The organism is Bacillus sp. ChL18, assembly GCF_026241425.1.
GTDB classification, from domain to species: Bacteria; Bacillota; Bacilli; order Bacillales; family Bacillaceae; genus Bacillus; species Bacillus velezensis.
Genome location: NZ_JAPHWE010000001.1, coordinates 766,017 through 792,757, shown reverse-complemented (window position 1 = coordinate 792,757; position 26,741 = coordinate 766,017). Strand labels below are relative to the sequence as shown.

Genomic DNA, 26,741 nt, shown 5'->3' with positions numbered 1-26,741 from the left:
GACATAAGCCGCAACAGTGAATGAAAGGATTGCCCCTAACTAAATTCACGCTCACAAAATATTAACAAAAAAACCCTTGGTTATTTTTGTATTTTATGTAAAAATACAATTGTATCAAAAAAATAAAGGGGTGTTAAAAATGAAATTAAAAAAAGTTTTAACTGGTTCTGCCTTGTCTCTCACTTTACTCGTTTCCGCTGCCCCTGCTTTTGCATCTAGCCCTGGTAATACAAATATCGACTCAACTCAAACAAAAATTTCGACACAAGCGACCAAAGATTCTTTTACAATGGATTACCTTCATAGATGGGATATTCCAAATACAACTGTTAAGAATGGTGTTACATATTACCTTAAGAAAGTAGAGATAATCGAAGGGTTCTATCGCGCAACTTTTGAAGGATGGATTAATTAAAAGAAGGGGCTTTCCCTTCTTTTACTCTCTTTTGTAAGAATTCGTGCACAAGATACTCGTTCACGTACATATAGTTCGGGACGGTTTTTCGGCGAAATAAGACGGATGCCGCATCACTCAATTTGTTTCTTTTCAAACAATGAAACTAATAAAAAAAGAAGATGCCTCGCAAAAAGTTCAGCAAACTTTCGGAAGCATCCTCGATCTGGATAAAATAAGATGTTATTTTAAAGAAAACAGATATCTAACCCTGTTGAACCCTTGTCACATCAAGGGTTTTTTTCGTTTTAGGAATCATATTATAAATAATATTCAAAAGGACGGCGGTAAAGCTTCCGGCGACGATTCCGTTTGTGGTCAGCAGATTTAAGTAAGACGGCAGGTGCTTAAACATATCGGGAACGACGGTTACACCGAGTCCCAATCCGACCGAACACGCGACGATCAGAAGGTTTTCCTGCTTTTTAAAGTCAATTTGACTGAGCATTTTAATGCCGTAGGAAATGACCATGCCGAACATGGCCACCATCGCGCCTCCCAGTACCGAAGACGGGATGATGGTCGTGAAGGCTGCGATTTTCGGAAAAAGGCCGAAGAGCATTAAAAGTGCGCCCGTGACACCGATAACCGCGTTTTTCTTAATTCCTGTCAGCTGCACGAGGCCGACGTTTTGGGAATAGGCCGTATACGGAAAAGCATTGAAAATGCCGCTGATGAATACCGCCAGGCCCTCCGCACGGTAGCCTTTTGCTAAATCACGTTCAGACAGGCGCCGGTTTGTCAGGTCACCGAGAGCGAAATAGACGCCGGTTGACTCAACAAGGCTGACAATGGCAACGATGGACATCGTAATAATCGGTGCCGCATGAAATGTCGGCGTCCCGAAGTAAAACGGTTTAATCATTTGAATGGCATCAGCATTCGCCACATTGTCAAATTGCACTTTTCCCATAAAATATGCGATGGCCGTCCCGATGACAATGCCGATTAAAATCGAAATGGATTTCAAAAATCCTTTTGTAAACCGATAAAGCAGCACGATGATGACGAGCACCGTAAATCCGAGGGCAAGGTTAGCCGGATCACCGAAATCCTCGCTGCCTTCCCCGCCGGCAATATGATTCATCGCGACCGGCATTAAGGTCATCCCGATAATCGTCACGACAGATCCGGTTACGACAGGCGGGAAAAAGGATACGAGCTTACCAAAGAAAAACGACAGCAGAATGACAAGCAGACCCGATGCCAAAATGCTTCCGTAAATGGCTGAAATCCCATACTCCTTACCGATCGAAATAATCGGCGCTACCGCGGTGAACGTACAGCCGAGCACAACGGGCAAGCCGATGCCGAAAAATTTATTCCTCCATACTTGAAGCAGCGTAGCCGCCCCGCACATAAAAATATCAATTGATACGAGATATGTCAGCTGTTCTGCGTTCAGTCCCAATGCCGCTCCTACAATTAAAGGAACAACGACGGCGCCGGCATACATGGCAAGCACGTGCTGGATACCGAGGGAAAGTGTTTTGGCATAGCCGTTTTTCATGAACGGACCTCCTGTACAAATGTCACTTTTCCATCTTCAAGCGATTGAATTCTCGCCAGTGATTCGACCCGGCATCCTTTTTTCACCAGCTCATCTCTTCCCGGCTGAAATGACTTTTCAATGACGATTCCGATCCCGCAAACCGCTGCGCCTGCTTGTTTTACGATGGATAAAAGTCCTTCTGCCGCCTGTCCGTTCGCTAAAAAGTCGTCAATGATTAACACGCGGTCATCTTTCGACAGATGATTTCCGGAGACGGCAATCTGACTTTCTGTTTTTTTCGTGAAAGAATAGACGGATGCCGTCAGCAGATCATCCGTTAATGTGAGAGACTTCCTTTTTCTCGCAAAGATGACGGGAACGCCGAGTTCAAGGCCAGCCATCACCGCAGGGGCGATACCCGAAGATTCAATTGTGACGATTTTGGTTATCTCGTCTTTTTCAAAACGGCGCGCAAATTCCCGGCCGATCTGCTGCATGAGAACCGGATCAATTTGATGGTTTAAAAAAGAATCCACTTTCAGCACTTGATAAGAAAGAACGATTCCGTCTTCTGCTATTTTTCGTTTTAATGCTTCCACAATGATTACCCCCGCTTATAAAAAATAAAAAAAAAGCATTGCCCGCTCTCCAAAAAAAGAGCAAGCAATGCCGAATGATCTACACGTAACGGCCGAATAAAGCCGTTCCATTGCTCACTCATAGTCGGACATTTACGGTGACCGGTAGAAACTTGCGTGCCATATCCACGCGATTATATGAGTGTTCGTATGATATTAATCAAATTATAACAAGATACACTTCTTTTGCATAGTGAAATTTGAATATTTCCGAACTTTTACAAAGAATCGGTTTCGATTATTCGTGTTTTTGGAATTTTTAGAAAAACGCCCGGTGTATGCCGGGCGTTTCGTTTATAAATATAAATTTGAATATTTGCCGACGAGATACTCAATGAGATATTGAACGTTCAGCTCTTCTCCCGTTGCATCTTTTATGATGTCAAGCGGCATTTTGCGTCTTCCGTGCTGATGAACCTTTTCTGTCAGCCATTGTTTAATCGGCTCAAAATCGCCCCGTTCTATTAATTGGTCAAATTCAGGCAGATCGTCAAGCATGGTATGCTTCAGCTGTGCCGCATACATATATCCGAGCGCATAGGAAGGGAAATAGCCGAAATCGCCGCCCGCCCAATGTACGTCCTGCAAAATGCCTTTTGCGTCAGATGGCGGCGTAATGCCTAAATAATCATGATATTTTTGATTCCACAATGCAGGCAGTTCTTCCACTGTCACTTCATTGCTGAAAATCGCTTTTTCAATTTCATAACGGATAATAATGTGAAGCGGATACGTCAGCTCATCGGCTTCAATTCGGATAAAGGTCGGTTTCGCCTCGTTGACAGCGCGTACAAAATCTTCTCTTTTCACATCTTGAAATTGATCAGGCGAAGCCTCAACCATTTTTTCATAATAGGCGGTCCAGAAATGTTGATTTCTGGCGATAAAGTTCTCATAAAATAACGATTGGGATTCATGAATTCCCATGGATGCACCGTCAGATAAGTTCGTTCCGCTCAGCGCTTCGTCAATATTCTGCTCGTAGATCGCATGCCCGCATTCATGAATCGTTCCGAAAATCGCCGTGCGGAAATCGTTTTCGTCATATCTGGTCGTCACCCGTACATCGCCCCGGTTGATTGTCGTCGCAAACGGATGCACCGTCTCGTCCAGGCGGCCGCCGTCAAAATCATACCCGAACTCTTTTAAGAAATACAAGGAGAGGTCTCTTTGCTGTTCTTTCGGAAACGTTTTCGTTATAAAGGAAGTGTCCGGTTTATTGCCGGATGCCGTCACTTTTTTGATAAGCGGAATGATCGCTTCCTTCAATTCAGAAAACAGCTGATCCAGTACCTTTACCGTAACACCCGGTTCGAAAATATCGAGCAATGCATTGTATGGATGATCTTCATAGCCCCAATACGAAATAAACCGCTTATTAAAATTAATCAGCTTCTCAAGGTACGGAGCAAACATAGAGAAATCAGAGGCCGCCTTTGCATCCTCCCAAGCCGTTTCCGCTTTCGATGTTAAAATGACATATTCTTTATACTCATCTTCAGGAATTTTTTTATTATGATCATAATCTTTTTTCGCAAGTTCCGCCGCTTTCACTGTATCTTCAGAGAGCTCTTCTGCATGCGCGAGAAGGATGTCGATCAGTTCTTTCATCCGGTCGGATGTCTGGATTTGAAAAACGTCAGCCGACAGCTGTCCGATGCTTTCCGCCCGGTCATCAGAGCCTTTTTTCGGGGCTCCCGTTCTTAAGTCCCAGTGCATAAGCGCAATGGCTTCTTCATAGTGGGACACTCTTTTTAACAGATCAAAAAACTCTTTTTCATATGTATGTAAATCCATATCCATTCCCCTCCCTTTTCACTATCAATTACAGGCTAATGGAACGCCGTGACAAAGTCAACTTCCCGGATTTAAAAAAGCCGCAGGAGAGAATCCTGCAGCTTTTGTTTTTATACGATTTTCGGTGTAACAGGCAATATCTTTTTGACTTCGGCCAATACCCGTTCACTTTCTCCGCCCGCATAAATGGATATGGTTCCGCTGTCCTGATTAGAACGGATGAGGCGGCCGATTCCCTGCCGGACTCTCAAGAGCATGTACGGCAGATCAACTTCCTCAAACGGATCTTTTTTCGATCCGTTCCGCTTTGCGGTAAACACGGGATCATGAGGCGGATACGGCAACGCCCAAATGGTCACATTCCGGAGTGAGTCACCGGGAATGTCAAGACCTTCCCATAAGTGGACGGAACAAAGCACGGATTCTTCATCCCGCTGGAATTTTTCGACCAGACTGCTGATCTCTTCATCACCTTCGTAGTATATCGGATACGGCAGCTCCCACGCGGCAGCCTGTTCTTTAAATTCCTTCATGTCTTCAAAGGAAGGGAAAAGAACGAGGGTGCGTCCTTCATTCTTCTTAATGGTTTCAATCGTTTCGGCTGTTTTCTGCTCAGACGTCATGTCACCGTGAAGCGCAACAGACATTTGCTCCTCGTAATCGTACGGAGATTCAACGGTGAATGATAAAGGATCACGGATTCCGAGGCTGTCAGCGATATAATCAAATGAACCGCCCTCAGAAAGAGTGGCCGATGAGAAAATATAAGGGATCCTTTTAGAAAAGACCTTTTCTCCCAGCACTTCGGCTACTGTTCTCGGCATAACGACAAACGTTGAGTCTGTATCCCGCGTTTCAAGCCAGCTGATGGCATCCTTTTGATACAGCGACAGCGAATATGCCATTTGTTCGACGTATTCTTCTACGACTGACAGCTCGTACTTATCGATCGTATACATTTCCGATTCAAATACGAGCGCCTCGCCGATTTTATCGAGCAGACGGCACAATTCGTCAGCCGCAAGCTTAACACGCTGATCGTTTTGGATGTCCAATCGGTGAGAGCCGGCGATTTCCTTCGATTCCTCTGACAGCACATAGAAAAACTCATCGTTTGCGGCAAGGGCATCTTCAATCAGTTCGGCGAATTCCTCTCTGATGTCATTTTGAAGCAGACGCTCTAAAAACAGCTCAAGCGTCGACTGCTTCACGCGATAGGTTAACGCTTTTTGCGCGGCGAATTCCAGCAGGTGTCCCTCATCAAACACGACAGCGCTGTGATCCGGCAAAAGCGGCAGCTGTCCTTCCCTTTTGCGTGATTCTTCCGTCCATACATGTTCCATGTAGAAATCATGGGAGCAAACAATCAGATCCGTTGATTTTCTGTAATGATCTCTTGAAAGTGTTAAACCGCATCTATGTCTCATATCACATGTTAAACAATCTTGGAAGGAATCATAGCTGACGCCTGCCCACTCTTCATTTGTCAAATCAGCGTACTGTTTGCGGTCGCCGTACGGATAAAAGCGCTGCATCGCTTGTGATTCGTGTACGAATGAAGGCAGCGACTCATAAAGATCCAGCCACTTCTCATCATCAGAACGCTGCATCGTTTTCTCAAGCTTTTTCAGACACAGATACTGCTCATGGGATTTGGACAGCCGTGTATCAATCTGCAGATCCAAATGTTCTGTCAGCTTGGAAATGTCGCCTTCTTTTTTGACAAGCTGTTCAATTAACGTTTCATCGGCGCATGCGATAATGGCCGGTTTACCCGTATATCTGGCATAGCTGATGGCAAACAGCAGATACACCAGCGTTTTCCCCGTACCGACTCCTGCCTCAGCGAACATGACCTTTTTTTCTTTAAATGCCCGTTCAAGCTGAAACGCCATAAATACCTGCTCATCCCGAAGGTCAAAGCCTTTCTCGGGAAGGATATCGTAAAACACGTCACCAATCCAATTGTTCAATTCTTCGTAAAAATTCTTTTCTTTTGTTAAAGCAAACGGCAAACGTGATGTTGTCACCCAACTCCAACCCCTAACTATTCGGCATTCAGACCATCTATAATATCATTTAACCCTTTTCAATACAACAAAAAAACTTGGCCTCGCCAAGTTTTTGCCATTATCATTTCCGGTTAATGATATGTGTACATAGGAACGGATGGTCTGTTGAATGTGTATGTTTTACCGCATTTTCAAGTTCTTCCTGTGCGTGTGTCATGGCGGAAGGACCGAACTCCGCTCCGGCTTCCTCCAGCCGGAAAGCAGTTGCGTCTAACGCCTTTTGTATTTTACTGAAGTGCTCGCTGTTCAGCATAAAATAGATCACCTCTCAAATAGAAATAATCATCATTCTATGCCGATGCTTCACTTTCTATACATGCCATTCTGAATGATCCGCACCTGACCTGCACAAACTACAACAGATATTCGATCGAATATCCATCTTCACAAAATTATTCTATCCGGGAGTGATGGTTACATGAGTTATAAAGATCGATTAGATCAGCATTCTGAATTGTTTCATCACAATTGGACGCGGCCGAAACGCTCTAAATCGCAAGTGAACGGCCACACCGAAATGTCCCAGACCAACATTATTTTACGGAGCAACGCAAAAGCGCACCGCTGGTAATGGCAGAATAAAACGTAAAGATGCCGGAGAAGACGCTGTTTCAGGCGTCTTCTCTTTGTTGCGGCTTTTTCCCCTGCGGCCGCACTTTAGCCCAGTACTGATAATAATCCGTTTTGATAAAACCGTTAAAGAGCTTCCGTTTTTTGGTTGCTTTTCTTCCGTAGACCTCTTCAAATTGTTCATTTGACGTTAACATGTAGACAGACCATGTATCAAGAGATTCAAATGCCCGGCCCATTTCTTTATACATCTGCTCGACTTCCCTTTTTTCGCCGAGCCGTTCGCCGTACGGAGGGTTTCCGACGATTACGCCGTATTCGAGTTTCGTCGTAAAATCCTGCACCCGCATTTGTTTGCATTCGATCAGGTCACCAAGTCCCGCTTCTTCTGCGTTTTCTTTGGCGATGTTTACCATCCGGTGATCCACGTCACTGGCAAAGATCTGCAGCGGCTGATCATAGTTCGCCTTTTCTTCCACTTCAAGACGCGCCTTGTCCCACAGTTCTTTTCCGATCCATTCCCAGTCTTCTGAAACAAAATCACGGTTAAAACCGGGAGCAATGTTTTGCCCGATTAAAGCGGCTTCAATGGCGATCGTGCCGGAACCGCAGAACGGATCGACGAACGGACGGTCGGGCGTCCAGTTGGTTAACTGAATTAACGCAGCAGCGAGCGTCTCTTTAATCGGAGCTCCTCCCTGATCAACCCTGTATCCCCGTTTGTGAAGGCCTGTTCCTGATGAATCCAGTGTAAGCACGGCTTTATCTTTTAAAAGGGAAATCTCCACCTTATACTCGGGGCCCGTTTCTTCAATCCATTCATTTTGTTTTCCTGATTGCAGTTTCAGCTTTTCCGCTATCGCCTTTTTGACGATCCGCTGGCAGTCAGGCACACTGGCAAGCACTGATTTCACGGACTTTCCGATAACGGGGAACTTTGCGTTTTCCGGAATGTACGCGCCCCAGTCAATCGCTTTTGTTTTTTCAAACAGCTCATCAAACGTTTTCGCCTGAAACTCGGCGACCTGTACTTTAATGCGGTCAGCCGTCCGCAGCCATAAGTTAGCCCGGCAGATCGCAAGCGCATCTCCTTCAAAAATGACTTTTCCGTTGTCTACTTTGCATTCATAACCTAAATCACGCACTTCTTTGGCGACGATCGCTTCGATTCCCATCGGCGCCGTCGCTATTAGTGTGTACTTCTTCATCGTATCACCCTGTCTCTTTTTAAGCTTTCGTTTCATCCAAGATAAAAGCTCCCCTTTAAAGGAGAGCTCTAATTTGTCATATCAATAAAGTTTAACGTTCTGTAAGCCATGTTTTGTTCCGTCGTACTGCAATCGGCTCATCACCTCGTACTCAGGCGGCAATCATCTATCTACAGAAAGCATTCTGTCCTTCTATCTGTTCAATTCCTTCAAGAAGGTTCCCCTACCAAAATTTGGGTTTCTCGCTCGAGGGGTTTACCGCGTTCCACTCTCACCATTTCTGATGAGACTTCGTCACTGTGGCACTTTCAAGGATACTCAGCCATATCCGGAGACGTAGGCTTTTTTCCTGCCGTCAGCCTATCAAGGCTGCCCTAGCTTATTTCTTCGCTAGGCACGAACACTACGGGCATCTCAGCACCGTGCGAGCATGGACTTTCCTCTACAGATTCAAAGATCTGCAGCGATTACCCGAACGTTAAGAACACTTGTTCATTATAAAGCAACTTGTCTCATTTGACAAGTGCTTCTGCCTTATTCGTCATAAAGTTTGCTGCCGAATACATGTTTCTCAAGGTTGGACAGCCTTTTCAGAATGTCAAAGTTGGTTGTATTGGACTGCACCGGCTGTTTTTTGCTTGCTTCTTCAAGCTGTTTTTTCAGTTGCAGATTTTCTTGCTGCAGTTCTTCAATTTCTTGATGAAAGGTTTCATAATCCTTAATAATCATATCTAAAAATTTGTCAACGTCTTCTTGTCTGTAACCTCTAACGCCTGTTTTAAATTCTTTTTCCAAAATGTCTTTCGCAGAAAGCTTTACTTTATCAGCAAGCATCTTTTTCACCTCATATCGTGAATCATCATGTTATATTTTATTCAGAAACACGTCCCGTTGTCAAATATTCTCTGACGTGTTATGCAAAGAAATCTTCTTCTTCAACGGCGGCACGGAGATCATCCATCGTAATCGAATAAATCGGATATCCGTCTGTTTCACGGCGTTTTTCTGCCTGCTGCAGCATATATTTCGGCGATCCTTCCATTTCAGGATCATATAAAAGCAAAAGCGCATCTGACTTTTCAATAAAGAACGCGTTTTTCTGCCGGAATTGGAGCGGACTTTCGTACGGCCGATGCGTCAGGCTCTCCTCATAATCTGCCTGAGCAAGCACCGCTTCATACATTTCTTTATTCGGATCCTTCCACTTTTCCTCCTGGCCGTAGAAAGGCGTGATAACGGCAACCTTTAATTCCGGATACTCTTCTCTGAGATCGTACGCCGTTTCTGCCGCCCAAAGCTCAGTCCCCAGCTGTCCGGATATGAGAATCCATTCCAAGCCTTCGTCAATAAAGCTTCTGAGTCTCGTTTCTATCGCCTTTTTTATATAAACAAGCGCCCGGTCATCCTGTTTAAAAATCCCAAGTTCAAACGGCTTGTATCCTGTTACGGCTAATACTTTCAATTGATCACCTGCTTAAAAAATGGGGCTCCCCATCGGGCCCCATTTTGATTTGCTGATATCCTAACCGATCTTGCTTAAGCGTTCAATACTAATGATCGCAGCAAGGGCTTCCGCACTGAAAATGCTGGTGAGTTGTCGGGTCAACATTTGAAAAAGTGTGCGGATAGTAATGAACGTGCTCAAAGTTGTGGTGATTTACGTTAGTTGTATGTTGCGGATGAATATGCGGCACAACCGTGTTAGAAAAGCAATGGTGTTCACAGCAATGAGTCGGATGGACAATCGGCGGCATCACGTTTGGTCTGCAACAATGATGATGAAACATGCTAAATCCCCTCTCCATTAACTTTTATTACACTGTTAGGTTATGAAGAAAAGAGGGTACATGTTCTAATTCAATCACCCAATTTAAAAGTGCGTCAGCAAACTGTCTTTAAAATTCGAAAATACAAACGCAATCAAAAAAACCACGACAAAGAACAAGTAAAAAACACCTTTATACATACCAACTCTCCCCTATAAATAACTAACGCTATTTTACAAGATGCGGCACCATTCTACAACAAAATCGATGCGGATTCAGAAAAAAATATTTTTGGCGAAACAGCTCGGCTTTTGCGCTTTCCCGGGCAATATTTCAAGAGGAATATTTCCTCTTGAGCCGGGCAATTCTCACATGGAGCTTCTCGGCTTCTTTTTCCGATATTTCCCCGTCTTCTGCCGCCTGCTGCGCGACCTGCAGAGCTTTTTTGTAATCTTTTGCGTGATGCTCAAAATAGATCGCCAGCTCTACCGCTGATTGGTGTCTGCATATGTGAAGAGCAGAGCCCGTCAGTTTCTCCCAAAGGGGCACGGCGTCTTGCCTGCGGTTTTGTTTTTTATAAAGCATTGCTAAGTCAAAAAGGGCCCGATCCGAATCTTCAAAGGCTTTGCCTTGCAGCGCTTCCAGCTGTGAAACAGCCCGATCGGTTTCTTTATGAGCGATAAACCATTTCGCCATGGCGTATGCTTCCTGACGTTCTGACGTTTGATCAGAAGATGCAAAAATCTTTTTTGACATATGGATGTAAAGAGCGATGAGGGAAAGCACATCTTGTTCATTATGTGAGAGCACTCCCTTTAAAAGAGCCGGGTCCTCCGCCTTTAAAAATTGAAAATACAGCATCGGCGCCAAATAACCAGGGGTGTCTTCGTCCCTTTTAAAAGCAAGCTCTTCATTTTCAACCGCCGAAAGCGATACACGCTCTAATTTATGTTTCCAAAGCCGTCTCGCCCCATGCAGAAGATCAAAGTGACCGAAGTCAGGAAGTTTCGGAAGCCTGTCCCGCAGCAATGTATGCCTAGTTTTTACCTGCGGCCAGTCAAAGGCTTTTCCGTTATACGTAACAAGCGACGTAATGTCAACCTCACTTAAAAAGCTTTTGTAAAGAGCCGTCTCGTTTCCCGGTTTAGGAAGCAGATGCTGTTTAACCGCGACACGGTCTTCATACACTCTTGCATGACCGAGCAAAAAGATCATATTGCCGGCCCCGCCGCCGAGGCCGGTCGTTTCAGTATCAAAGAAGAACAGCTGGCTTTTTTCGTATCCTTCTGCTGATAAAGTATGTGTCAAACCGCCTTTATTCCATAATGCCATGACGTCATCAAGTTCACTGAAGCTGTACCGTCCGTGACGGTGCGAAAGCGGATAGACGGTTTCGCGGATAAGACAGTATTCATCCTCAAAAAAGAAAGGCTTCACTCCGAATGCCTCCCATTCTTCTCTAAATGGGACTTGAATATCCGGGACCGAAAGTTGTGAAGCTGCCGGCTTTTTTTCAGCTTCCGGCACATTCAGGTGGTTTTTCATCCGCTTTAATTTATTTTTCAAGGACATCTTTCGTCCCCCTTTTCTTTTACACGTAATTCAAGAGCCGGAGTATCGCTTTCTTTGCATCTATTCCTTCTATTTCGGAACCGATGCAGGAAGGACATCCGTCTTGACATGGACATTGTCTGATCAGGCGCTCAGCCCCTTCATTGATTTCATCAAATCGCTTATATACTTCATCAGCAAGTCCGATTCCGCCCGGATAATGATCATACAGAAAGATTGTCGGAAGTCCGGTATGTGCGGCTTTGATTTGCGGCACGACATGCACGTCATTTCGGTCGCACATGACGTATACAGGCACGATATGCTGCAGGACGTGGGCAATGCCTAAAAGCAGCTGTTCAAGCGTTTTTTCGCCGATCTCCGAATCCGTCTCTTTCAATTCAAGCCACGCAGCACTGGTATGCAGTTCTTCTTCTGGAAGATGAATCGGCCCTGATCCTATATTTTCAAATGTCGTCATTTTAATTTTTTTAAATATTGTCGGAAGTGCGTTCACGGTTACATCGCCGAAATGTAAGGCCGTTTTCTTTCTGCTGTCCGTTCTGTCAATGTCCAGCACTTTCAGCTGCACCGCTAAATTGGCATCTGTATAATATTCGACATCGACCTTTCGCACGTACGCTTTTTTATGATCCCAATCAAGCTTTTCAACCTGGTACTGCACCCCTTCATGAAGATAAATCGCTTCATCATGAAGAAGCGTCATCGCGCTGAAGCGGTCCATTTCTCCGATGATTTTTACATCAGCCGTCTCTGACCGGTCAACGATGACCACGTTTTCCTGTGACGCCGAACGGAGACTGATGTTGGAGGCGGGAAAAGATTCGCTCGCCCAGTGGTAGCGTTCGCGGTTTTCGTGAAGCACCCCTTCTTCCTCTAAATACTCAAGAATGTCTCTTGCATCATTTTCTCCGAATGTTTCATCGGCTCTGAAAGGCAGCTCATACGCGGCGCATTTCAGGTGATCGACCAGTATAATGAGATTATCGGGATTAATCCTTGCAGATTCAGGCGAGCGTTGAAAGAAATAATCAGGATGGCGCACAATATATTGGTCAATCGGATCAGAGTTCGCCACCATCACGATAAGCGCCTCTCCCTGCCGCCGTCCGGCCCGGCCCGCCTGCTGCCATGCGCTCGCGACACTGCCCGGGTACCCCGTCATCACGCAGACCTGAAGCTGGCCGATATCAACGCCGAGCTCCAGCGCGTTTGTGCTGACAACCCCGAGAATGCTGCCATCTCTTAACCCCCGCTCTATTTCTCTTCTTTCTTTCGGAAGATATCCGCCGCGATAGCCTCTGACAGACTTCGAGCCGATTTCTTTTTTTACGATCTCCTGAATGTGGCTTAAAATAATTTCAACCCGGACACGGCTTCTGGCAAAAACAATCGTCTGGATCTTATTTTTTAAAAAAGTTTTGGCAAGTTCGTTCACTTCCACGGTGGCGCTTTTTCGAATATGCAGCGGTTTATTTACAATCGGAGGATTGTAAAAAGCAAAGTGCTTTCTTCCGGCCGGGGCGCCGTTGTCGTCAATCAGGCGCACAGATTTTCCCGTCAGCTGCTCCGCCAACTCCCTCGGATTGGCGATTGTGGCGGATGTGCAGATAAATGACGGCGTGCTTCCGTAAAAAGCGCAGATTCTCATTAAACGGCGGATGACGTTCGCCACATGGCTGCCGAATACGCCCCGGTACGTATGTAATTCATCAATGACGATATATTTCAGGTTTTCAAACAGACTCACCCATTTTGTATGGTGGGGAAGAATGGCTGAATGAAGCATATCAGGGTTTGTGATCACAATATGCCCGGCCTTTCTGACTTTCTGCCTGATGGCCGGAGACGTATCTCCGTCATAGGTGAAGCTTTTAATGTCCATGCCCGTCTCGTCTATGATTTCGTTCAGCTCGCTTTTTTGATCCTGCGCGAGCGCCTTTGTCGGAAATAAATAAAGCGCGCGGCTTGAGGCATCTTCCGCGATAGACTGAAGAACCGGAAGATTATAGCACAGTGTTTTTCCGGAGGCCGTCGGTGTGACGGCCACAATGCTTTCTCCGTTTTGAACCGTCTGAAAAGCGGAGTATTGATGTGTAAAGAGCCGCTCGATCCCCCTTTTTTCGAGAGCCGTCCGAATGTTCGGATCTACTTGCTCCGGCATCGGCATGGTTTTCGCCTCCCGCGGTTCCTCTTCATGCCAATGCACAATATTTTCATGATTTTTTAATTCCTGAATCAGTTCGCTCAGTGATTTTTTCTTCATCGTTCACACCTCTTTATGAGGTACAGTTTACCGAATATTTGTTTGCCTGGCTAGATGAAAATCCTGCACAAGAAAAAAAGCAGGGAATCAGCCCCTGCCTACTTCATTTTTATCGTAAAAAGCTCTGTTTGTCCTTTTTTCGCTTCAATTGCGCCTGCAAATTGCAAAGGTTCTGCGGCATCGCCATTCATAATCACCATAGGGATGACGGTGCTGCTTGCTTTTTCTTTTATTAAATCCAGCCGGCACGTTAAAAGCAGATCGCCTGTTTTCACTTTGTCTCCTTCTTTTACATGCGCTTCAAAGCCTTCACCGTTCATATTGACGGTATCCAAACCGACATGTATCAAAAGTTCCGCTCCGGAAAGGGTGCGGATGCCGACAGCATGTTTTGTATGGAACAGCTGAATCACTTCTCCCTCAACCGGTGAAACAATGTCTCCGTTTGCAGGCTCGACGGCGATCCCGTCCCCCATCATTTTTTGTGAAAATACGGGATCCGGCACTGAAGCCAAATCCATCACCGCTCCGTCAGCCGGAGAAAAAATCACTTCCTCGGCCGGCTTTTTCCGGCTGTCTCCCAATCCGAATAATTTTTTCAGCAATGTGTTGTGCTCCCCTTCCTAAATGTGAATCCGTTACCAGTTTATTCTCCACTATTTAACCATACTTTCTTTTTTCCTTCAATTCTTAACCATACGGCATAACATCGCATAGTCTGTTTGTAAAAAGGCGGTGGTCATATGGATCAATCACAAAACGATAAACTTGATCCGCAAAGAAATGAGGACATCATCAGCCATGCGATGGACCAATTTTTTCACTCAGGTCCCTTCGCAGAATTGATGCAGGGTTTTCAGCACCTTGTCAATTCGGCTTTTACTGAAGCGCAAGTGACGATTGACGTCAGAGAAGAGCCGACGGGCCTCGCGGTTGATATCGGCGTTCCCGAGACGTTCCGTGACGGGGATATGCTGGTGGAAACGAAAGGGTGCTACCTTCACGTTACAATCCGCTACGATCATAAACAGGCTCATTCATCCCATGTGTCTTCAAGCATGACAAGAACCGTTGTCCTCCCGTATAAGGTGAGTGAAGAAGATATGGAAACATCCTGGAATGAACAAACGCTTACCCTCTTTTTCCCTAAAAAATAAGCATGAATGATGGATATCATTCATGCTTTTTATTTGAAGATACTGGTGAGGCCTTTCACCAGCGATCCGACCTGATTTACGGCGCTTACCATCTGCCCCGTTGTATCCATCATTTTATTAAAGTCAAACTGTCCGTTCGTTTTTTTAAACTGGGAGAGTATGCCTGAGAATTGGGAAGACTGCTGCTGATTCGGTCTGGGAACGGGGTAAGGATTCACAAACCCCGGCTGTCCCCCGGGCATGCCTGCCTGAGGAGGAGGGGGAGCAAACGGCTGCTGCATATGACCGTATTCCTGATTCGGATAAAATTGCTGCGGGTACTGCCCTTGCTGTTGATATGGCGGCGGCTGTAATGACTGTATCTGCTGCGGACTCGGCTGCTGTAATGGCTGTATCTGCTGCGGACTCGGCTGCTGTAATGGCTGTATCTGCTGCGGGTAGAAATATCCCGCCGGCTGCTGGTACATATTTTGATATGGCTGCGCTCTCCATTGCATATGACATTCCCCCTTGTCTCTCACTAAGTTTCTGCTATATATGTATGAATTCCGCCTTGGTTATGTGCTTTCGGAGATTCTGATCTTTGTCAAATGCTGTCGAAAGTCTTAATTTTTTAAAAACAGAAAAAAGTCGAATCGTTATGTTACCATAATCTCAACATACATGAGAGGGGATGCACCATTATGAACGTATCATACTTAAGAAAGCGTTTTGCTGAAGTGAAAAAATATGAAACAGATTGTGCAGATAAACTGATGGACTTTGCAAAATTCCTCTATATTCAAGGCCATCTCACCGCAACCGAATTTCGAAACAGTATGAAGGTTCTCGAAGCAAGTGGAGCAGAAAACCCGGCGTATGAATAACATACCCGACCCCTTTATATAAAAGAAGGCAGCCGTTTTCAGCTGCCTTCTTTTTCAATTTCATCCCTTAATATACGAAGCGTATATAAAACAGATTCAGTTAAATCCCTGTATCTTTTTTTATGAATATGATGAACATATGATTGGAGCATCAGTTCTCCGAAATTTTCTGTAACGGCCTGAATTTGTGCGTGATGAACGTATTTCGGACGGTTTTCCTGAATAAACGCAAGCGCTGCTTCTGTCCAAAGCGCGCAAAGCCGGTCTCTTTTTTCAACATCGGGTTTAATAATCTCAAAAAAATCATATGAACGGCCTGACTCTTTTCCATCCTGATACCTTTTTTCGGCTTCCAGAACCGCATCTATCATTTGTTCTGTCAGCTCCAATAACGACTGTGTCTGCAAACGGACTCACCTCAGTACATATGGTACCAAAGTTTTTGCATAAAATCAGCTGATCCGGCAGGCTCTCGGCAAATCCTTTTTACGCCGGTCAGCCAAAAACAGGTCATCAATACAAACATGAAGCTCCCGCGCCTCTTCCTCAAGGCGGGAAAGTTTCTCCTGCCTGATTTCTTCAGCTTCCGCCTGACAGGATCTGACTGCTTGGGTAAGCGTTTTTTCAGCAGCAGAAATCCGGATTTCGATATCAGAAAGCAGACGGAGAATATCAGCCTTGCTCGTGTAAACAGACATTCATGTTCCTCCCTTTTATCACTTGCGTCTCTTTAGAATATAATTCTCGTTTTCATACCGCTCTCCTCTGCACATGACAAAACTAGAAGCAGTTCGGCAAACAAACAGAGATTATCCTAAAAGGCGTGCCTTTCGACAAAAAAGTGCCGCAAACTTTGTATGAACCGGCACGTTAATGCAAACGATACAGTTGAGGAGGTGCCGTATGAAAACGAGACCGAAAAATGCAGGTAAACAGCAAAAAAACGAAGCAAAAACGACTGATACGCTTGATAAAAAATTAGGCGGCCCAAACCGCCCTTCCACGTAACACATCAGCAGCCCGAAACCCCAGCGAACGGTTTCGGGCTTTTTCATTTCTTCAGCCACTCTTTAACTGCGAAGAGCGCATGGAGTTCCCGTCTTTTCTGGAAGTACCAGTCCGTCAGTTCAAGCTGTTTCGGCATTTTCTCCTGTAAGAAAGCCCCTTTTCTTAACCTTTTTTGAAACCAATCCTCCCTTTCGCCGTCTAATGGGTGGGCAACAATGGGATAGGTTGTCCTCAGCATCGGTGATGTTCTTTTTTTGATGCCGATCATTTTCTCCATATCAAAGCGCGAACCGGTATGAGGAACGGTATCAAGAAAACGGTAAAAAGAAGCGTGAAGGTCAGGGCTGAACAGAAGGCGGGCCAGCTGTTTTCCGAGCGTAATTCTCTCTTCGGTTTTCGAAAACCGTTTGACGGAAATTCCGTATAAATGTCCGTCAAATGAAGGGAATATCACCGTATTAAAGTGAAACCAATCACTTAAATAAAAAGGAATCGTGCCAAAAACATTCTTTTTAAACGAAGGATTTTGTATAATAGGTGCTTGGATAGTGTTTTGTTCATTTATAATAAGAGCATACATGAGCCGTTCCGTATCTCCGTCACGCCAAAAGCGGAACCATTCTTCCTGCATAAAAGCCGAGACGCGGAAATAAGGAAGATGACGGAATAGAGGTTCGCCGATTTGTTTTGACCACTGGTAGACCAGAAGCTGAGGATAGGCATCAGAAAAAATCAGCCAATTTGCCCTTTCATACGAAAGGAAAAACCAGTTTTTCTGACTGCTGTCAAGGCCCTCCTGATAAAGGACGCCTCTTAAATCAGTCATCGACCAGCCCGCATTACGGGACACAAAGGATGCCAAAAGCGGCCACTTGATCTCAGGATGGCGGTCATAATATGCTTTATAGGCATTCGTCCGGGAAATATTATCGGCATTTTTTATTTTCGTCTCTTTTTCGATCAGGCGAAGAATGGCGGTTACGGTCTGTCGTTTATGCACGTTCATTCACTTCCGTCACTATTAGTTTGATAAGGAGGATGGAAAAAGTGATTCGGTACCCGAATGGAAAAACTTTTCAGCCGAACAAAACGGTTTCATCCCAAAACAGCCAGAAACGGTCTCATTCATACAGTAATCGCGGCATGACCCTCGAAGACGACCTGAATGAAACGAATAAGTATTATCTGGCTAACCAAATTGCTGTCATTCACAAAAAGCCGACACCCGTCCAGATTGTAAACGTCCACTATCCGAAAAGAAGCGCCGCAGTCATTAAGGAAGCTTATTTTAAACAGTCTTCCACAACCGACTACAACGGCATTTATAAAGGACGCTACATTGATTTTGAGGCAAAAGAAACAAAAAACAAAACGGCATTTCCCCTGCAGAATTTTCATGATCATCAGATTGAGCATATGAAGCAGGTGGTCAGGCAAGACGGCATTTGTTTTGTTATTATATCCGCTTTCGGAAAGGTTTATTTCCTCGAAGCCGACAAGCTGTTTGTCTTTTGGGACAGAAAGGAGAACAATGGCAGAAAATCAATTCGCAAAGACGAATTAGAAGATGCTTCCTTTCCGATTTCCCTTGGATACTCACCGAGAATTGATTATATTAGTATTATTGAACAGCTTTATTTTTCGCAGGAACAGTAGACTGAGCGAAAGGTTGATAAACGAAAGGTTGAGATGTTATGTCAGATCAATTTACGAGTCGTGAAGAACGCCGTAAGGCAAGGCAGACGAAAAGCACTAAGCCCTCTTCACCGAAAAAAGGCAAGAAACAGCGTAAAGGCGGTTTATTCAAAAAGATTGTGCTGTCCTTGGTTATTCTGTTTGTCCTTGGCATAGTCGGCGGAGCGGCGGCATTTGCCGTTTTGGTTTCCGGCGCGCCGTCTTTGGACGAAGCCAAGCTGAAAACGCCTTACTCTTCAACGATTTACGATAAAAACGGCAAAGAAATCGCGGAAGTGGGCGGTGAAAAACGAACCTACGTCCCGATTAAGGATATACCCGATGTTGTGAAAGAAGCATTTATCGCAACTGAAGACGCCCGTTTTTATAAGCACCACGGTATAGACCCGATCCGGATCGGAGGCGCCTTGGTCGCCAACTTTACGGATGGATTCGGTTCAGAGGGAGGAAGCACAATCACCCAGCAGGTTGTGAAAAACTCGCTTTTGACCCATCAGAAAACGATTAAACGGAAAGCACAGGAAGTGTGGCTTTCACTGCAGCTGGAGCGCCATTATTCTAAAGATGAAATCTTAGAAATGTATTTAAACAGAATTTATTTCTCACCGCGCGCCTATGGCGTCGGTAAAGCGGCTGAAGAATTCTTCGGTGTAAAAGACTTGAGCAAGCTTACGGTTGAACAGGCGGCGACGCTTGCCGGAATGCCGCAAAGCCCGACCGGATATAACCCGGTTAAAAACCCGAAGGCTTCAGAAAAACGCCGGAACATTGTTCTCAGCTTAATGGAAAAACAAGGATTCATTTCAAATTCTGAATACCAAAAAGCGAAGAAAGTGTCCATGAAAGATGAAGGCGTCGTCAGCCAAAAAGAATACGATAAAAAGGACACAAATAAATACAGCGCTTTTGTCGAAGAAGTTATGAAAGAAATCGAGACAAAAGAAAAGAAAGACGTCGATATTTCAACTGACGGTCTAAAAATTTATACGACTCTTGATACGAAAGCACAAGATTATCTTGATCAATTGATGAACGGAGACACGGTCGGCTTTTCGGAAGGCATGCAGGGCGGCGTCACCCTCCTTGATACGACAAACGGGGAAATCCGCGCCATCGGACCGGGACGCAACAGAACTGTCGGGGGATTCAATTATGCAACGCAAGGTAAAACCCAGCCCGGTTCAACGATAAAACCGATTCTTGATTACGGGCCAGTCATTGAAAATAAAAAATGGTCGACTTACGAGCAGATTGACGATTCGGCTTATACGTACTCTGACGGCACACCGATTCATGATTGGGACAATAAATACAGAGGTCAGATATCTATGCGAGAGGCCCTCGCAGACTCACGTAATATTCCTGCTTTAAAAGCATACCAAGCAGCAGGAAAAGATAATGCCGTCGACTTCGCAAACGACTTAGGATTGGGATTAAACAAAGATCAAGTATATGAACCCTATTCTATCGGGGGATTTGGTGAGGGTAACCGCGGTGTATCTACTATGACCATGGCAGGCGCCTACAGTGCTTTCGGAAATAATGGAACGTACAACGAACCGCACGCGGTCACATCGATTGAATTTAATGACGGTACTAAGCTTGATTTAACACCGAAACCGAAAAGTGCTATGAGCGACTACACGGCGTTCATGGTTACAGATATGCTCAAATCAGCTGTCGAATCTGGAACAGGTAAACTGGCCCAAGTACCGAACGTGGAAGTGGCCGGTAAAACGGGTACGACCAACTTTACTAAAGAGGATATTCAAAAATATAATATTGCTCAAGGCGGAGTCCCAGACTCATGGTTTGTCGGCTATACCCCTCAATATACAGCGGCGGTTTGGACCGGAGTTGAGTCTGGCAACAAAGCAGGTAAGAAATCACTGTCTTCTGCTGACCAGCAAGTCGCAAAACGGATTTTTCAAAAGCTGATCTCATACGTTGATGACGGTAAAGGAAGCTTTAAGCAGCCTGACAGCGTCGTAAAAGAAACAGTTGAGAAAGGCTCGAATCCTGCCGCTTTAGCTGGACCAAATACACCGGATGATAAAAAAGTGACGGAGTACTTCGTGAAAGGAACGCAGCCAACTGCCGTTTCTAAAACGTACACGAAAGAAAAAGCCGATAAACCGACAGGATTGCAAATGAAATACGACAAAGATAAAAAATCATTAACTTTAAGCTGGAATTATGACGGTGATGCAACATTCAATGTCAAACAATCCGTTGACGGCGGAAGCTACAGTGACATTCAAAACAGTTCGGCAAAAGAAGCCGTCGTCTCAGATGTCACACCAGGCTCCACATACAGCTTCCAGGTGACAGCGGAAAACGATGACGGAAAAAGCGATACGGCATCAGCTTCTTTCAAAGTCCCGAAAGATGAAGAAGACGATGCAGATAAAGATAAAGCGACTGACGATGAACAGAAGTCTGATGAAGATAAAGACAAAGACAAGACGCAAACTGATGATTCAAACACAGATGACAATCAGACAGATACGCCTGACGGATCGGATCAAACACCAACTGATGACCCGGATAAAAATCAGGATCAATCCGATAAGGATCAAACAGATAACAACAATCAGAATCAGCCCGGTAACGGGACGGATAACAACGGACAGCAAGATAACGGCTCTGATAATGATTCCGATTCCGGTTCAGAAGGCTCAAATAAACCTGACAGCGGTCAAACGGACAAAAACAAAGACTCATCTTCAAATATCAATGGGCAGTCCAATTCGTCAACCATCCAGTCAAACCCCGCTCATTAGCGGAAGAAATCCTTCACCTCAAACAGGTGAAGGATTTTTTTCATACAAAAAAACCTCCTTATGAGAAAAGGAGGTTTTTAACATTTGTTCATGGCTTCATATTTATGATATTGTTTCTTCATCTCCGTCATCAATCCATCAAGCTGAATAAACGAGTGATATTGAGTTGGTTTTGTTAAAATAAACGCCATTCGCTCCGCCCAATTGATCGGTTCGGCGGGAAAATGCTTTGTTTCAAGCACAGACCAATCGAGTGATGTGACCCGCTCCCCTGCCGTCCAGTGAAAAGCGGCAATCAGACAGGTAATTCCCTTCAGCATGTCATTTTGATCACATCTCGATTTTCTTGTTTGAAAAACGGGAAGCAGCGTTTCTTTCGTTTCGTTCCAAATCTGAAATAGAAACGGGACATATTCGCCCCTTTCCCTCCAGGGCTGCACGGTTGGCTGACCGCTGAAATCCATATACAGCGGATGGCGGCGCAGCGCCGTTTTGATCTCAAGGCTTTCCAAATCCGTAAGGCTGCGCAGGTATGTTTCATAGCCTGCCAGAATGTCAATCGCCGTCACCGTTTCACCAGCCCTTTTTTGTCACGCTTCTGCCCTTCTCTGCATAGCGGAAGCAAAGGACATTCCGCACAGCGGGGAGATTGCGCTTTACAATGATACCTGCCGAAAAATATTAATCTGTGATGCGTAACAGACCAATCCTCTTTCGGCACTTTTTTCATTAATGTTTTCTCTACCTCCAAAACAGAGTCCTTCCAGCGGCAGATACCGAGCCGTTTAGAGACCCGCTCCACATGAGTGTCTACTGCAATCGCAGGTACGCCGAAAGCAACAGACACGACTACATTTGCCGTTTTCCGTCCGACACCCGGCAGATTCACAAGCTCATCCCGGTCTTTCGGCACTTCTCCGCCGTACTCTTCGATGATCATTTTGCTCAGCTTTTGAATATTTTTGGCTTTATTACGGTACAGGCCGATTGATTTAATATCCTGCTGGAGTTCTTCCAGCGATACGGCAAGATAATCTTCGGGCCGTTTATATTTTTGAAATAGCGTTTTTGTCACTCTGTTGACGAGAGCATCCGTACATTGCGCGGATAATGCGACTGCCACAACCAATTCGAAAGGATTTGAATGGACAAGTTCACATTCTGCGTGCGGAAACATATCGCCGATTTTTTCAAGACAATATTCAATCTGCTTTAAATTTAACACGTTTCTCCCCTTCTCATGTTATTGTTCCAGCCAATTGTAAAAAGGCACCTGCCTCGTATACTCTTTTTGCGGATCATTTTGTTTCGTTTGAACACGCCGGAATTTTTGGCTGTGCGCCTTCGCCTGCTCAACCGTTTTGAAGCCGTTCTTTTTCCATTCAAATAAAATCCGGTCAATATAGCGAAAACTGAGTTTCCCCGATAAAACAGCTTCTTTTAAGGCGTGTTTAATCAGAATCGCATCATGCTGATCCTGATCCTGCCATATGGCCAGCGTCTCGCATTCAAGGGGCGACAGCGGTCTTCCGAACTCTTCTTCAAAGATGGTATACAGGCTTTTTTGTTCTCTTTCTGACGTTCTTTCCTGCGTTTCATTTTGAGAATGCTGCATGTAATCATACAGCTTCGCCCATAACGGCTGCAGAGAATATTTTTCAAACTTTATGCCGTTATGGTCTTCACATTCTTCAATAAACAGAAAACCTTTTTGAATAAACATTCTCAGACAGCTTGTACATTCTTCAGCAGAGATGGACATGCCTGATTGAAGTTCAAACGGCGTCGGAAAATAAGAGCCCTTTTCCAAATGCATTTTAATCTTCAAAAGCAGAATCAATTCGGTTTCATTCAGCCCGAGCTGCCGGTAATGTGTCAGCAGCAGGTTGGGAATGCTTGAAATGCCGAGTTCCTGCATATCTATAAATTGCTGTTTTTTCATCCTTACACCTCTTACTGTAAAAGGTTATCTCCGGGAGCTTTCCCCTTTACTTAGAAAAAGTCTCCCTTGCAGGAGACTTCGTTTTTTAAAACTATTACGGATACAGACGGTTCAGAAGTCTCGGGAACGGAATCGTTTCACGCACGTGAGGCGCTCCGCTGATCCAAGCCACTGTCCGCTCAAGTCCAAGGCCGAAGCCGGAGTGCGGAACAGAACCGTATTGTCTGAGTTCAGCATACCATTTGTAAGCATCTGAATCCAGACCGTGTTCTTTTAATCTTTCTTCCAATAAATCCATATCATGAACGCGTTCTGAACCGCCGATGATTTCCCCGTAGCCTTCCGGAGCAATTAAGTCGGCACATAACACGACATCGTCACGATCTTTGGCAGGCTGCATATAAAACGGTTTTAATGACGTCGGGTAATGAGTGATAAACACCGGTTTGTCATAGCTTTCTGCGATCGCTGTTTCATGCGGCGCACCGAAGTCATCTCCCCACTCAATATCGTCAAAGCCTTTTTCTTTCAGGAATTCAATCGCTTTATCGTACGTAATGCGCGGGAATGGCGCTTTGATTTGTTCAAGCTTCGATGTGTCTCTTCCTAATGTGTTCAGCTCGATCTTACAATGTTCCAGCACACTTTGTACGATGTATGCAACATAATTCTCCTGAACTTCAAGGTTTTCTTCAAATTCAACAAATGCCATTTCAGGCTCAATCATCCAGAATTCGATGAGATGGCGTTTCGTTTTCGATTTTTCCGCTCTGAACGTCGGTCCGAAAGAGAATACTTTTCCGAGCGCCATTGCAGCTGCTTCCATATACAGCTGGCCGCTTTGAGACAAGAAGGCGTCTTCATCAAAATATTTCGTCGCGAACAGCTCAGTCGTGCCTTCGGGAGCGCTTCCCGTCAAAATCGGCGGATCAACTTTCACGAAGCCTTCTTTGTTGAAAAATTCATAAGTCGCACGAATGATTTCGTTGCGGATTTTCATAATTGCGTGCTGGCGTTTCGAACGGAGCCATAAATGTCTGTGATCCATTAAGAATTCCGTACCGTGCTCTTTAGGCGTAATCGGATAATCAGTCGCTTCATGAATGACTTCAATGGATGTAACAGCAAGCTCATAGCCGAGCGGTGAACGCTCGTCCTCTTTCACAATTCCTTTTACATAAAGTGACGTTTCCTGCGTCACTGATTTCGCGATTTGGAAGATGTCTTCTTCTACTTCAGCTTTAACGACAACTCCCTGAATGAAGCCTGTACCGTCTCTCAGCTGTAAAAATGCGATTTTACCGCTTGAGCGTTTATTAGCGACCCAAGCTCCAATCGTTACTACCTCGCCTGTGTGTTTATACACTTGGTTGATTGTTGTTTTCAAACTCTTTCCCTCCAGAACAAGAAAGACATTCAGGAATCTGCCTGAATCTCTTTTTTCATCACTTTATTATACCCGTTCTACTCTAACGGGGTCAATGCAAGTGAAAAGCGGCTTTAAAAGCCGCTTTTTCAGAATCAGCTGTGTTTTTCCGTGAAGCGGCGGATTCTTTCGACCGCTTCTTCTAAAAGATCGAGTGACGTTGCGTAAGATAAGCGGACGTTGTCCGGTGAACCGAAACCCGAGCCCGGCACGATGGCGACTTTTTCTTCTTCCAGAAGCGCCTTGACGTATTCATCGACATCTTTGAATCCGCAGTTTTCTGCGGCCGCTTTGGCGTTAGGGAACAAGTAAAACGCCCCTTCAGGCTTGACACAGGTGAATCCGGGAATCTCACTGAGCTGAGCGTAAATGGTGTTCAGTCTGTGCTCAAATGCCTGTCTCATCTCTTCCAGCGGCTCAGCCGGACCGTTATAGGCCGCAATGGCGCCGTATTGAGCGATAGACGTCGGATTTGATGTGCTGTGGCTCGCAAGGCTCGTCATCGCTTTAATAATCGTCTCCGAACCCGCCGCATAGCCGATCCTCCAGCCCGTCATGCTGTGAGATTTCGACACGCCGTTAATGATGATCGTCTGCTCTTTCAATTCATCTGAAAGCTGTGCGATTGAGACGTGTTTTTTTCCTCCGTATGTAAGCTTCTCATAAATCTCGTCAGAAACGATCAGAATGCCGTGCTCCAGACACACTTTTCCGAGTTCCGCAAGCTCTTCTTTCGTATACATAACACCTGTCGGGTTGCTCGGTGAATTGATAATGAGCGCTTTTGTTTTCTCGGTGATAGCCTGCTTCAGCTGCTCCGGTGAAATTTTAAACTGATTGGATTCCAGCCCTTCTGCATAGACGGGACACCCCCCTGCCAGTTTCACCTGCTCAGGGTAGCTGACCCAGTAAGGAGTCGGTATAATCACTTCGTCCCCTTCATCGAGAATGACCTGAAATAATGTATACAGAGCGTGTTTCGCTCCGGTGCAGACAATGATTTCTGACGGCTTATATTCAATCCCCTGGTCGTTTTTGAATTTTTTTGCGATACTGTCTTTCAGCGCCGGCAGACCGCCTGAAGGCGTATATTTCGTATGGCCTTCATTCATGGAACGCACCGCGGCATCTATAATGTGCTGAGGCGTATTAAAATCCGGTTCTCCTGCTCCGAGGCCGATGACATCATGGCCTTCTGCTTTCAGCTCTTTCGCTTTTGCAGTAATTGCTAGTGTTGCAGACGGTGTTAATGCGGATACTCTTTTTGCCAATTTCAACTTGAACTCCCCCTAATACGTCTCACGGTGTGATGTTTTTGAGAATCTTGCCGCTTGTAAAGTCCACATAGCTGAAGCTATATTGCCCGCTTTTGTTGATATAGGTCACTTCCCATAACGGAACATTGTTTTCTCTCGCCGGGTGAACGCCATTCAGCTTGGAAACAAGCCCTTCGTCCCGAACGATCTTGGCAGCCTTGCCGCTTGAAATGCCGTCACTGGCTTTTTTTGAGAGAATTTTTGCTTTTTTGTCGGCCGGAACCCATACATACATATCTTTTCCATGTTTATCCGTTCCGGTAACAACATAATATTTCTGTTTGCCGACAAAGGTCTCCACTTTCTCAGCATCTGTCAGCTGCGTTTTTTCTTTAGCGGCTGCGGCAGCTGTTTCGTGGCCTTCTTCTTTTTGAGCCATTGCAGATTTAAAAATGCTGGCCGAAAATAAAAGAACTGCTAAAAAAATAATACCAAATACGGCTGTAAATATTAATGCTTTTTTTCTCATCTTTTTCACCTATGTGCGATAAATGGTGAAGACCGCTTCATTTTGATTTTCTTCGTCTAGCGCAAGGCCGAACATCAGATTGTCCCGTTTCAAAGTCCGGTTTAATGTATCGACGATTTTATATAAATCATCTGAATGCTCCACATTAATCGTTGACAGAATTTCAATTTTGCTTTCCATTTTTATACCCTCCATCGGTCGAACAAATTTTGTTAGTCATAACGGGATGCGCCCGCGGCATAAT

General features: G+C 45.1%; 30 protein-coding genes, 1 other RNA gene, 1 pseudogene and 1 riboswitch. Of the genes and pseudogenes, 7 read left to right on the top strand and 25 right to left on the bottom strand.

Annotation, left to right across the window (positions count from 1 at the left end; all coding sequences use genetic code 11):
- Positions 1–139: 139 nt before the first annotated feature.
- Positions 140–415: a hypothetical protein gene (locus OQ477_RS04110; protein ID WP_044802172.1), complete on the top strand. Its 276-nt coding sequence runs from the start codon at positions 140–142 to the stop codon at positions 413–415.
- 244 nt (positions 416–659) lie between these two features.
- Here OQ477_RS04110 and pbuX read toward each other — a convergent pair whose 3' ends face one another.
- The 5 genes from pbuX to OQ477_RS04085 form a co-directional block, all read right to left on the bottom strand.
- Positions 660–1,964, bottom strand: a complete 1,305-nt coding sequence (gene pbuX, locus OQ477_RS04105; protein WP_265971483.1) for a xanthine permease PbuX — start codon at positions 1,962–1,964, stop codon at positions 660–662.
- Positions 1,961–2,545, bottom strand: coding sequence for a xanthine phosphoribosyltransferase (xpt, locus tag OQ477_RS04100; RefSeq protein WP_265971481.1), 585 nt, complete (start codon positions 2,543–2,545; stop codon positions 1,961–1,963). The genes pbuX and xpt overlap by 4 nt, the downstream gene beginning before the upstream one ends.
- A gap of 101 nt (positions 2,546–2,646) precedes the next feature.
- A riboswitch (purine riboswitch) is annotated at positions 2,647–2,746 on the bottom strand.
- 132 nt (positions 2,747–2,878) lie between these two features.
- Positions 2,879–4,381 carry a carboxypeptidase M32 gene (locus OQ477_RS04095; protein ID WP_265971479.1) on the bottom strand — a complete coding sequence of 501 codons (1,503 nt, stop codon included), beginning with the start codon at positions 4,379–4,381 and terminating at the stop codon, positions 2,879–2,881.
- A 110-nt stretch (positions 4,382–4,491) separates the two neighbouring features.
- Positions 4,492–6,411, bottom strand: coding sequence for an ATP-dependent DNA helicase (locus tag OQ477_RS04090; protein ID WP_265971477.1), 1,920 nt, complete (start codon positions 6,409–6,411; stop codon positions 4,492–4,494).
- 103 nt (positions 6,412–6,514) lie between these two features.
- On the bottom strand, positions 6,515–6,706 hold the full coding sequence (locus OQ477_RS04085) for a hypothetical protein (protein WP_003153550.1): 192 nt from the start codon (positions 6,704–6,706) through the stop codon (positions 6,515–6,517).
- Between the two features lie 165 nt (positions 6,707–6,871).
- Between OQ477_RS04085 and OQ477_RS04080 the strand changes: the two genes are divergently transcribed.
- Positions 6,872–7,024 carry a YpzG family protein gene (locus OQ477_RS04080; protein WP_003153548.1) on the top strand — a complete coding sequence of 51 codons (153 nt, stop codon included), beginning with the start codon at positions 6,872–6,874 and terminating at the stop codon, positions 7,022–7,024.
- Between the two features lie 40 nt (positions 7,025–7,064).
- Here OQ477_RS04080 and OQ477_RS04075 read toward each other — a convergent pair whose 3' ends face one another.
- From OQ477_RS04075 to OQ477_RS04035, 9 genes and pseudogenes are all read right to left on the bottom strand, one after another.
- Positions 7,065–8,231, bottom strand: coding sequence for a THUMP domain-containing class I SAM-dependent RNA methyltransferase (locus OQ477_RS04075; RefSeq protein WP_265972415.1), 1,167 nt, complete (start codon positions 8,229–8,231; stop codon positions 7,065–7,067).
- 97 nt (positions 8,232–8,328) lie between these two features.
- Positions 8,329–8,710: RNase P RNA component class B (rnpB, locus tag OQ477_RS04070), an RNA gene on the bottom strand.
- 55 nt (positions 8,711–8,765) lie between these two features.
- Entirely contained in the window at positions 8,766–9,065 is a 300-nt protein-coding gene (gpsB, locus tag OQ477_RS04065) for a cell division regulator GpsB (RefSeq protein ID WP_003153541.1), read from the bottom strand.
- A gap of 79 nt (positions 9,066–9,144) precedes the next feature.
- Positions 9,145–9,693, bottom strand: coding sequence for a DUF1273 domain-containing protein (locus OQ477_RS04060; protein ID WP_265971475.1), 549 nt, complete (start codon positions 9,691–9,693; stop codon positions 9,145–9,147).
- A gap of 88 nt (positions 9,694–9,781) precedes the next feature.
- The gene (gene cotD, locus OQ477_RS04055) at positions 9,782–10,018 is read right to left on the bottom strand and encodes a spore coat protein CotD (RefSeq protein WP_003153539.1); all 237 of its coding nucleotides are present in this window, start codon (positions 10,016–10,018) and stop codon (positions 9,782–9,784) included.
- 83 nt (positions 10,019–10,101) lie between these two features.
- Positions 10,102–10,209 (bottom strand): annotated as a pseudogene (locus tag OQ477_RS04050) (hypothetical protein); the annotation flags it as partial.
- 121 nt (positions 10,210–10,330) lie between these two features.
- Positions 10,331–11,569: a ribonuclease H-like domain-containing protein gene (locus OQ477_RS04045; protein WP_038458947.1), complete on the bottom strand. Its 1,239-nt coding sequence runs from the start codon at positions 11,567–11,569 to the stop codon at positions 10,331–10,333.
- 19 nt (positions 11,570–11,588) lie between these two features.
- Complete coding sequence (locus tag OQ477_RS04040) at positions 11,589–13,835, bottom strand: DEAD/DEAH box helicase (RefSeq protein ID WP_265971472.1); 2,247 nt, start codon at positions 13,833–13,835, stop codon at positions 11,589–11,591.
- 98 nt (positions 13,836–13,933) lie between these two features.
- Complete coding sequence (locus OQ477_RS04035; RefSeq protein ID WP_007612167.1) at positions 13,934–14,440, bottom strand: PTS sugar transporter subunit IIA; 507 nt, start codon at positions 14,438–14,440, stop codon at positions 13,934–13,936.
- Positions 14,441–14,578: 138 nt separating this feature from the next.
- Here OQ477_RS04035 and OQ477_RS04030 point away from each other — a divergent pair, with 138 nt between their 5' ends.
- The gene (locus OQ477_RS04030) at positions 14,579–14,992 is read left to right on the top strand and encodes an Hsp20/alpha crystallin family protein (RefSeq protein ID WP_007612169.1); all 414 of its coding nucleotides are present in this window, start codon (positions 14,579–14,581) and stop codon (positions 14,990–14,992) included.
- Between the two features lie 29 nt (positions 14,993–15,021).
- Here the strand turns inward: OQ477_RS04030 and OQ477_RS04025 are convergent, their stop codons facing one another.
- On the bottom strand, positions 15,022–15,489 hold the full coding sequence (locus OQ477_RS04025; RefSeq protein WP_265971469.1) for a YppG family protein: 468 nt from the start codon (positions 15,487–15,489) through the stop codon (positions 15,022–15,024).
- A 186-nt stretch (positions 15,490–15,675) separates the two neighbouring features.
- On the opposite strand from OQ477_RS04025, the gene OQ477_RS04020 reads away from it, so the two are divergent.
- Entirely contained in the window at positions 15,676–15,858 is a 183-nt protein-coding gene (locus OQ477_RS04020; RefSeq protein ID WP_003153532.1) for a YppF family protein, read from the top strand.
- A gap of 38 nt (positions 15,859–15,896) precedes the next feature.
- Here the strand turns inward: OQ477_RS04020 and OQ477_RS04015 are convergent, their stop codons facing one another.
- Together OQ477_RS04015 and OQ477_RS04010 are read right to left on the bottom strand one after the other, a co-directional pair.
- Complete coding sequence (locus OQ477_RS04015) at positions 15,897–16,265, bottom strand: YppE family protein (RefSeq protein ID WP_265971467.1); 369 nt, start codon at positions 16,263–16,265, stop codon at positions 15,897–15,899.
- Positions 16,266–16,310: 45 nt separating this feature from the next.
- Positions 16,311–16,556, bottom strand: a complete 246-nt coding sequence (locus OQ477_RS04010; RefSeq protein WP_014418233.1) for a DUF5446 family protein — start codon at positions 16,554–16,556, stop codon at positions 16,311–16,313.
- A 205-nt stretch (positions 16,557–16,761) separates the two neighbouring features.
- On the opposite strand from OQ477_RS04010, the gene sspM reads away from it, so the two are divergent.
- A complete protein-coding gene (gene sspM, locus OQ477_RS04005; RefSeq protein ID WP_013352643.1) occupies positions 16,762–16,866 on the top strand; it encodes an acid-soluble spore protein SspM in 105 nt (34 codons plus the stop codon).
- Between the two features lie 43 nt (positions 16,867–16,909).
- On the opposite strand, the gene OQ477_RS04000 is transcribed toward sspM, so the two are convergent.
- Positions 16,910–17,872, bottom strand: coding sequence for a DUF2515 domain-containing protein (locus tag OQ477_RS04000; RefSeq protein ID WP_265971464.1), 963 nt, complete (start codon positions 17,870–17,872; stop codon positions 16,910–16,912).
- 41 nt (positions 17,873–17,913) lie between these two features.
- On the opposite strand from OQ477_RS04000, the gene recU reads away from it, so the two are divergent.
- The gene (gene recU, locus OQ477_RS03995) at positions 17,914–18,522 is read left to right on the top strand and encodes a Holliday junction resolvase RecU (RefSeq protein ID WP_031304205.1); all 609 of its coding nucleotides are present in this window, start codon (positions 17,914–17,916) and stop codon (positions 18,520–18,522) included.
- A 38-nt stretch (positions 18,523–18,560) separates the two neighbouring features.
- The gene (locus OQ477_RS03990) at positions 18,561–21,344 is read left to right on the top strand and encodes a PBP1A family penicillin-binding protein (protein ID WP_265971463.1); all 2,784 of its coding nucleotides are present in this window, start codon (positions 18,561–18,563) and stop codon (positions 21,342–21,344) included.
- 77 nt (positions 21,345–21,421) lie between these two features.
- Here the strand turns inward: OQ477_RS03990 and OQ477_RS03985 are convergent, their stop codons facing one another.
- The 7 genes from OQ477_RS03985 to OQ477_RS03955 form a co-directional block, all read right to left on the bottom strand.
- Positions 21,422–21,913 (bottom strand): YpoC family protein, encoded by a 492-nt coding sequence (locus tag OQ477_RS03985; protein ID WP_265971461.1) that lies wholly within the window; start codon positions 21,911–21,913, stop codon positions 21,422–21,424.
- Positions 21,910–22,569, bottom strand: coding sequence for an endonuclease III (nth, locus tag OQ477_RS03980; RefSeq protein ID WP_007612187.1), 660 nt, complete (start codon positions 22,567–22,569; stop codon positions 21,910–21,912). Before nth ends, OQ477_RS03985 begins: the two co-directional genes overlap by 4 nt.
- 18 nt (positions 22,570–22,587) lie before the next feature.
- Positions 22,588–23,286, bottom strand: a complete 699-nt coding sequence (gene dnaD, locus OQ477_RS03975) for a DNA replication protein DnaD (RefSeq protein WP_003153516.1) — start codon at positions 23,284–23,286, stop codon at positions 22,588–22,590.
- A gap of 94 nt (positions 23,287–23,380) precedes the next feature.
- Entirely contained in the window at positions 23,381–24,673 is a 1,293-nt protein-coding gene (asnS, locus tag OQ477_RS03970; RefSeq protein WP_265971458.1) for an asparagine--tRNA ligase, read from the bottom strand.
- A 134-nt stretch (positions 24,674–24,807) separates the two neighbouring features.
- A complete protein-coding gene (locus tag OQ477_RS03965) occupies positions 24,808–25,989 on the bottom strand; it encodes a pyridoxal phosphate-dependent aminotransferase (protein WP_265971457.1) in 1,182 nt (393 codons plus the stop codon).
- A 22-nt stretch (positions 25,990–26,011) separates the two neighbouring features.
- Positions 26,012–26,497, bottom strand: a complete 486-nt coding sequence (tseB, locus tag OQ477_RS03960; protein ID WP_007612191.1) for a cell wall elongation/penicillin-binding protein regulator TseB — start codon at positions 26,495–26,497, stop codon at positions 26,012–26,014.
- A 9-nt stretch (positions 26,498–26,506) separates the two neighbouring features.
- Complete coding sequence (locus tag OQ477_RS03955) at positions 26,507–26,677, bottom strand: YpmA family protein (RefSeq protein ID WP_003153512.1); 171 nt, start codon at positions 26,675–26,677, stop codon at positions 26,507–26,509.
- Positions 26,678–26,741: the final 64 nt, after the last annotated feature.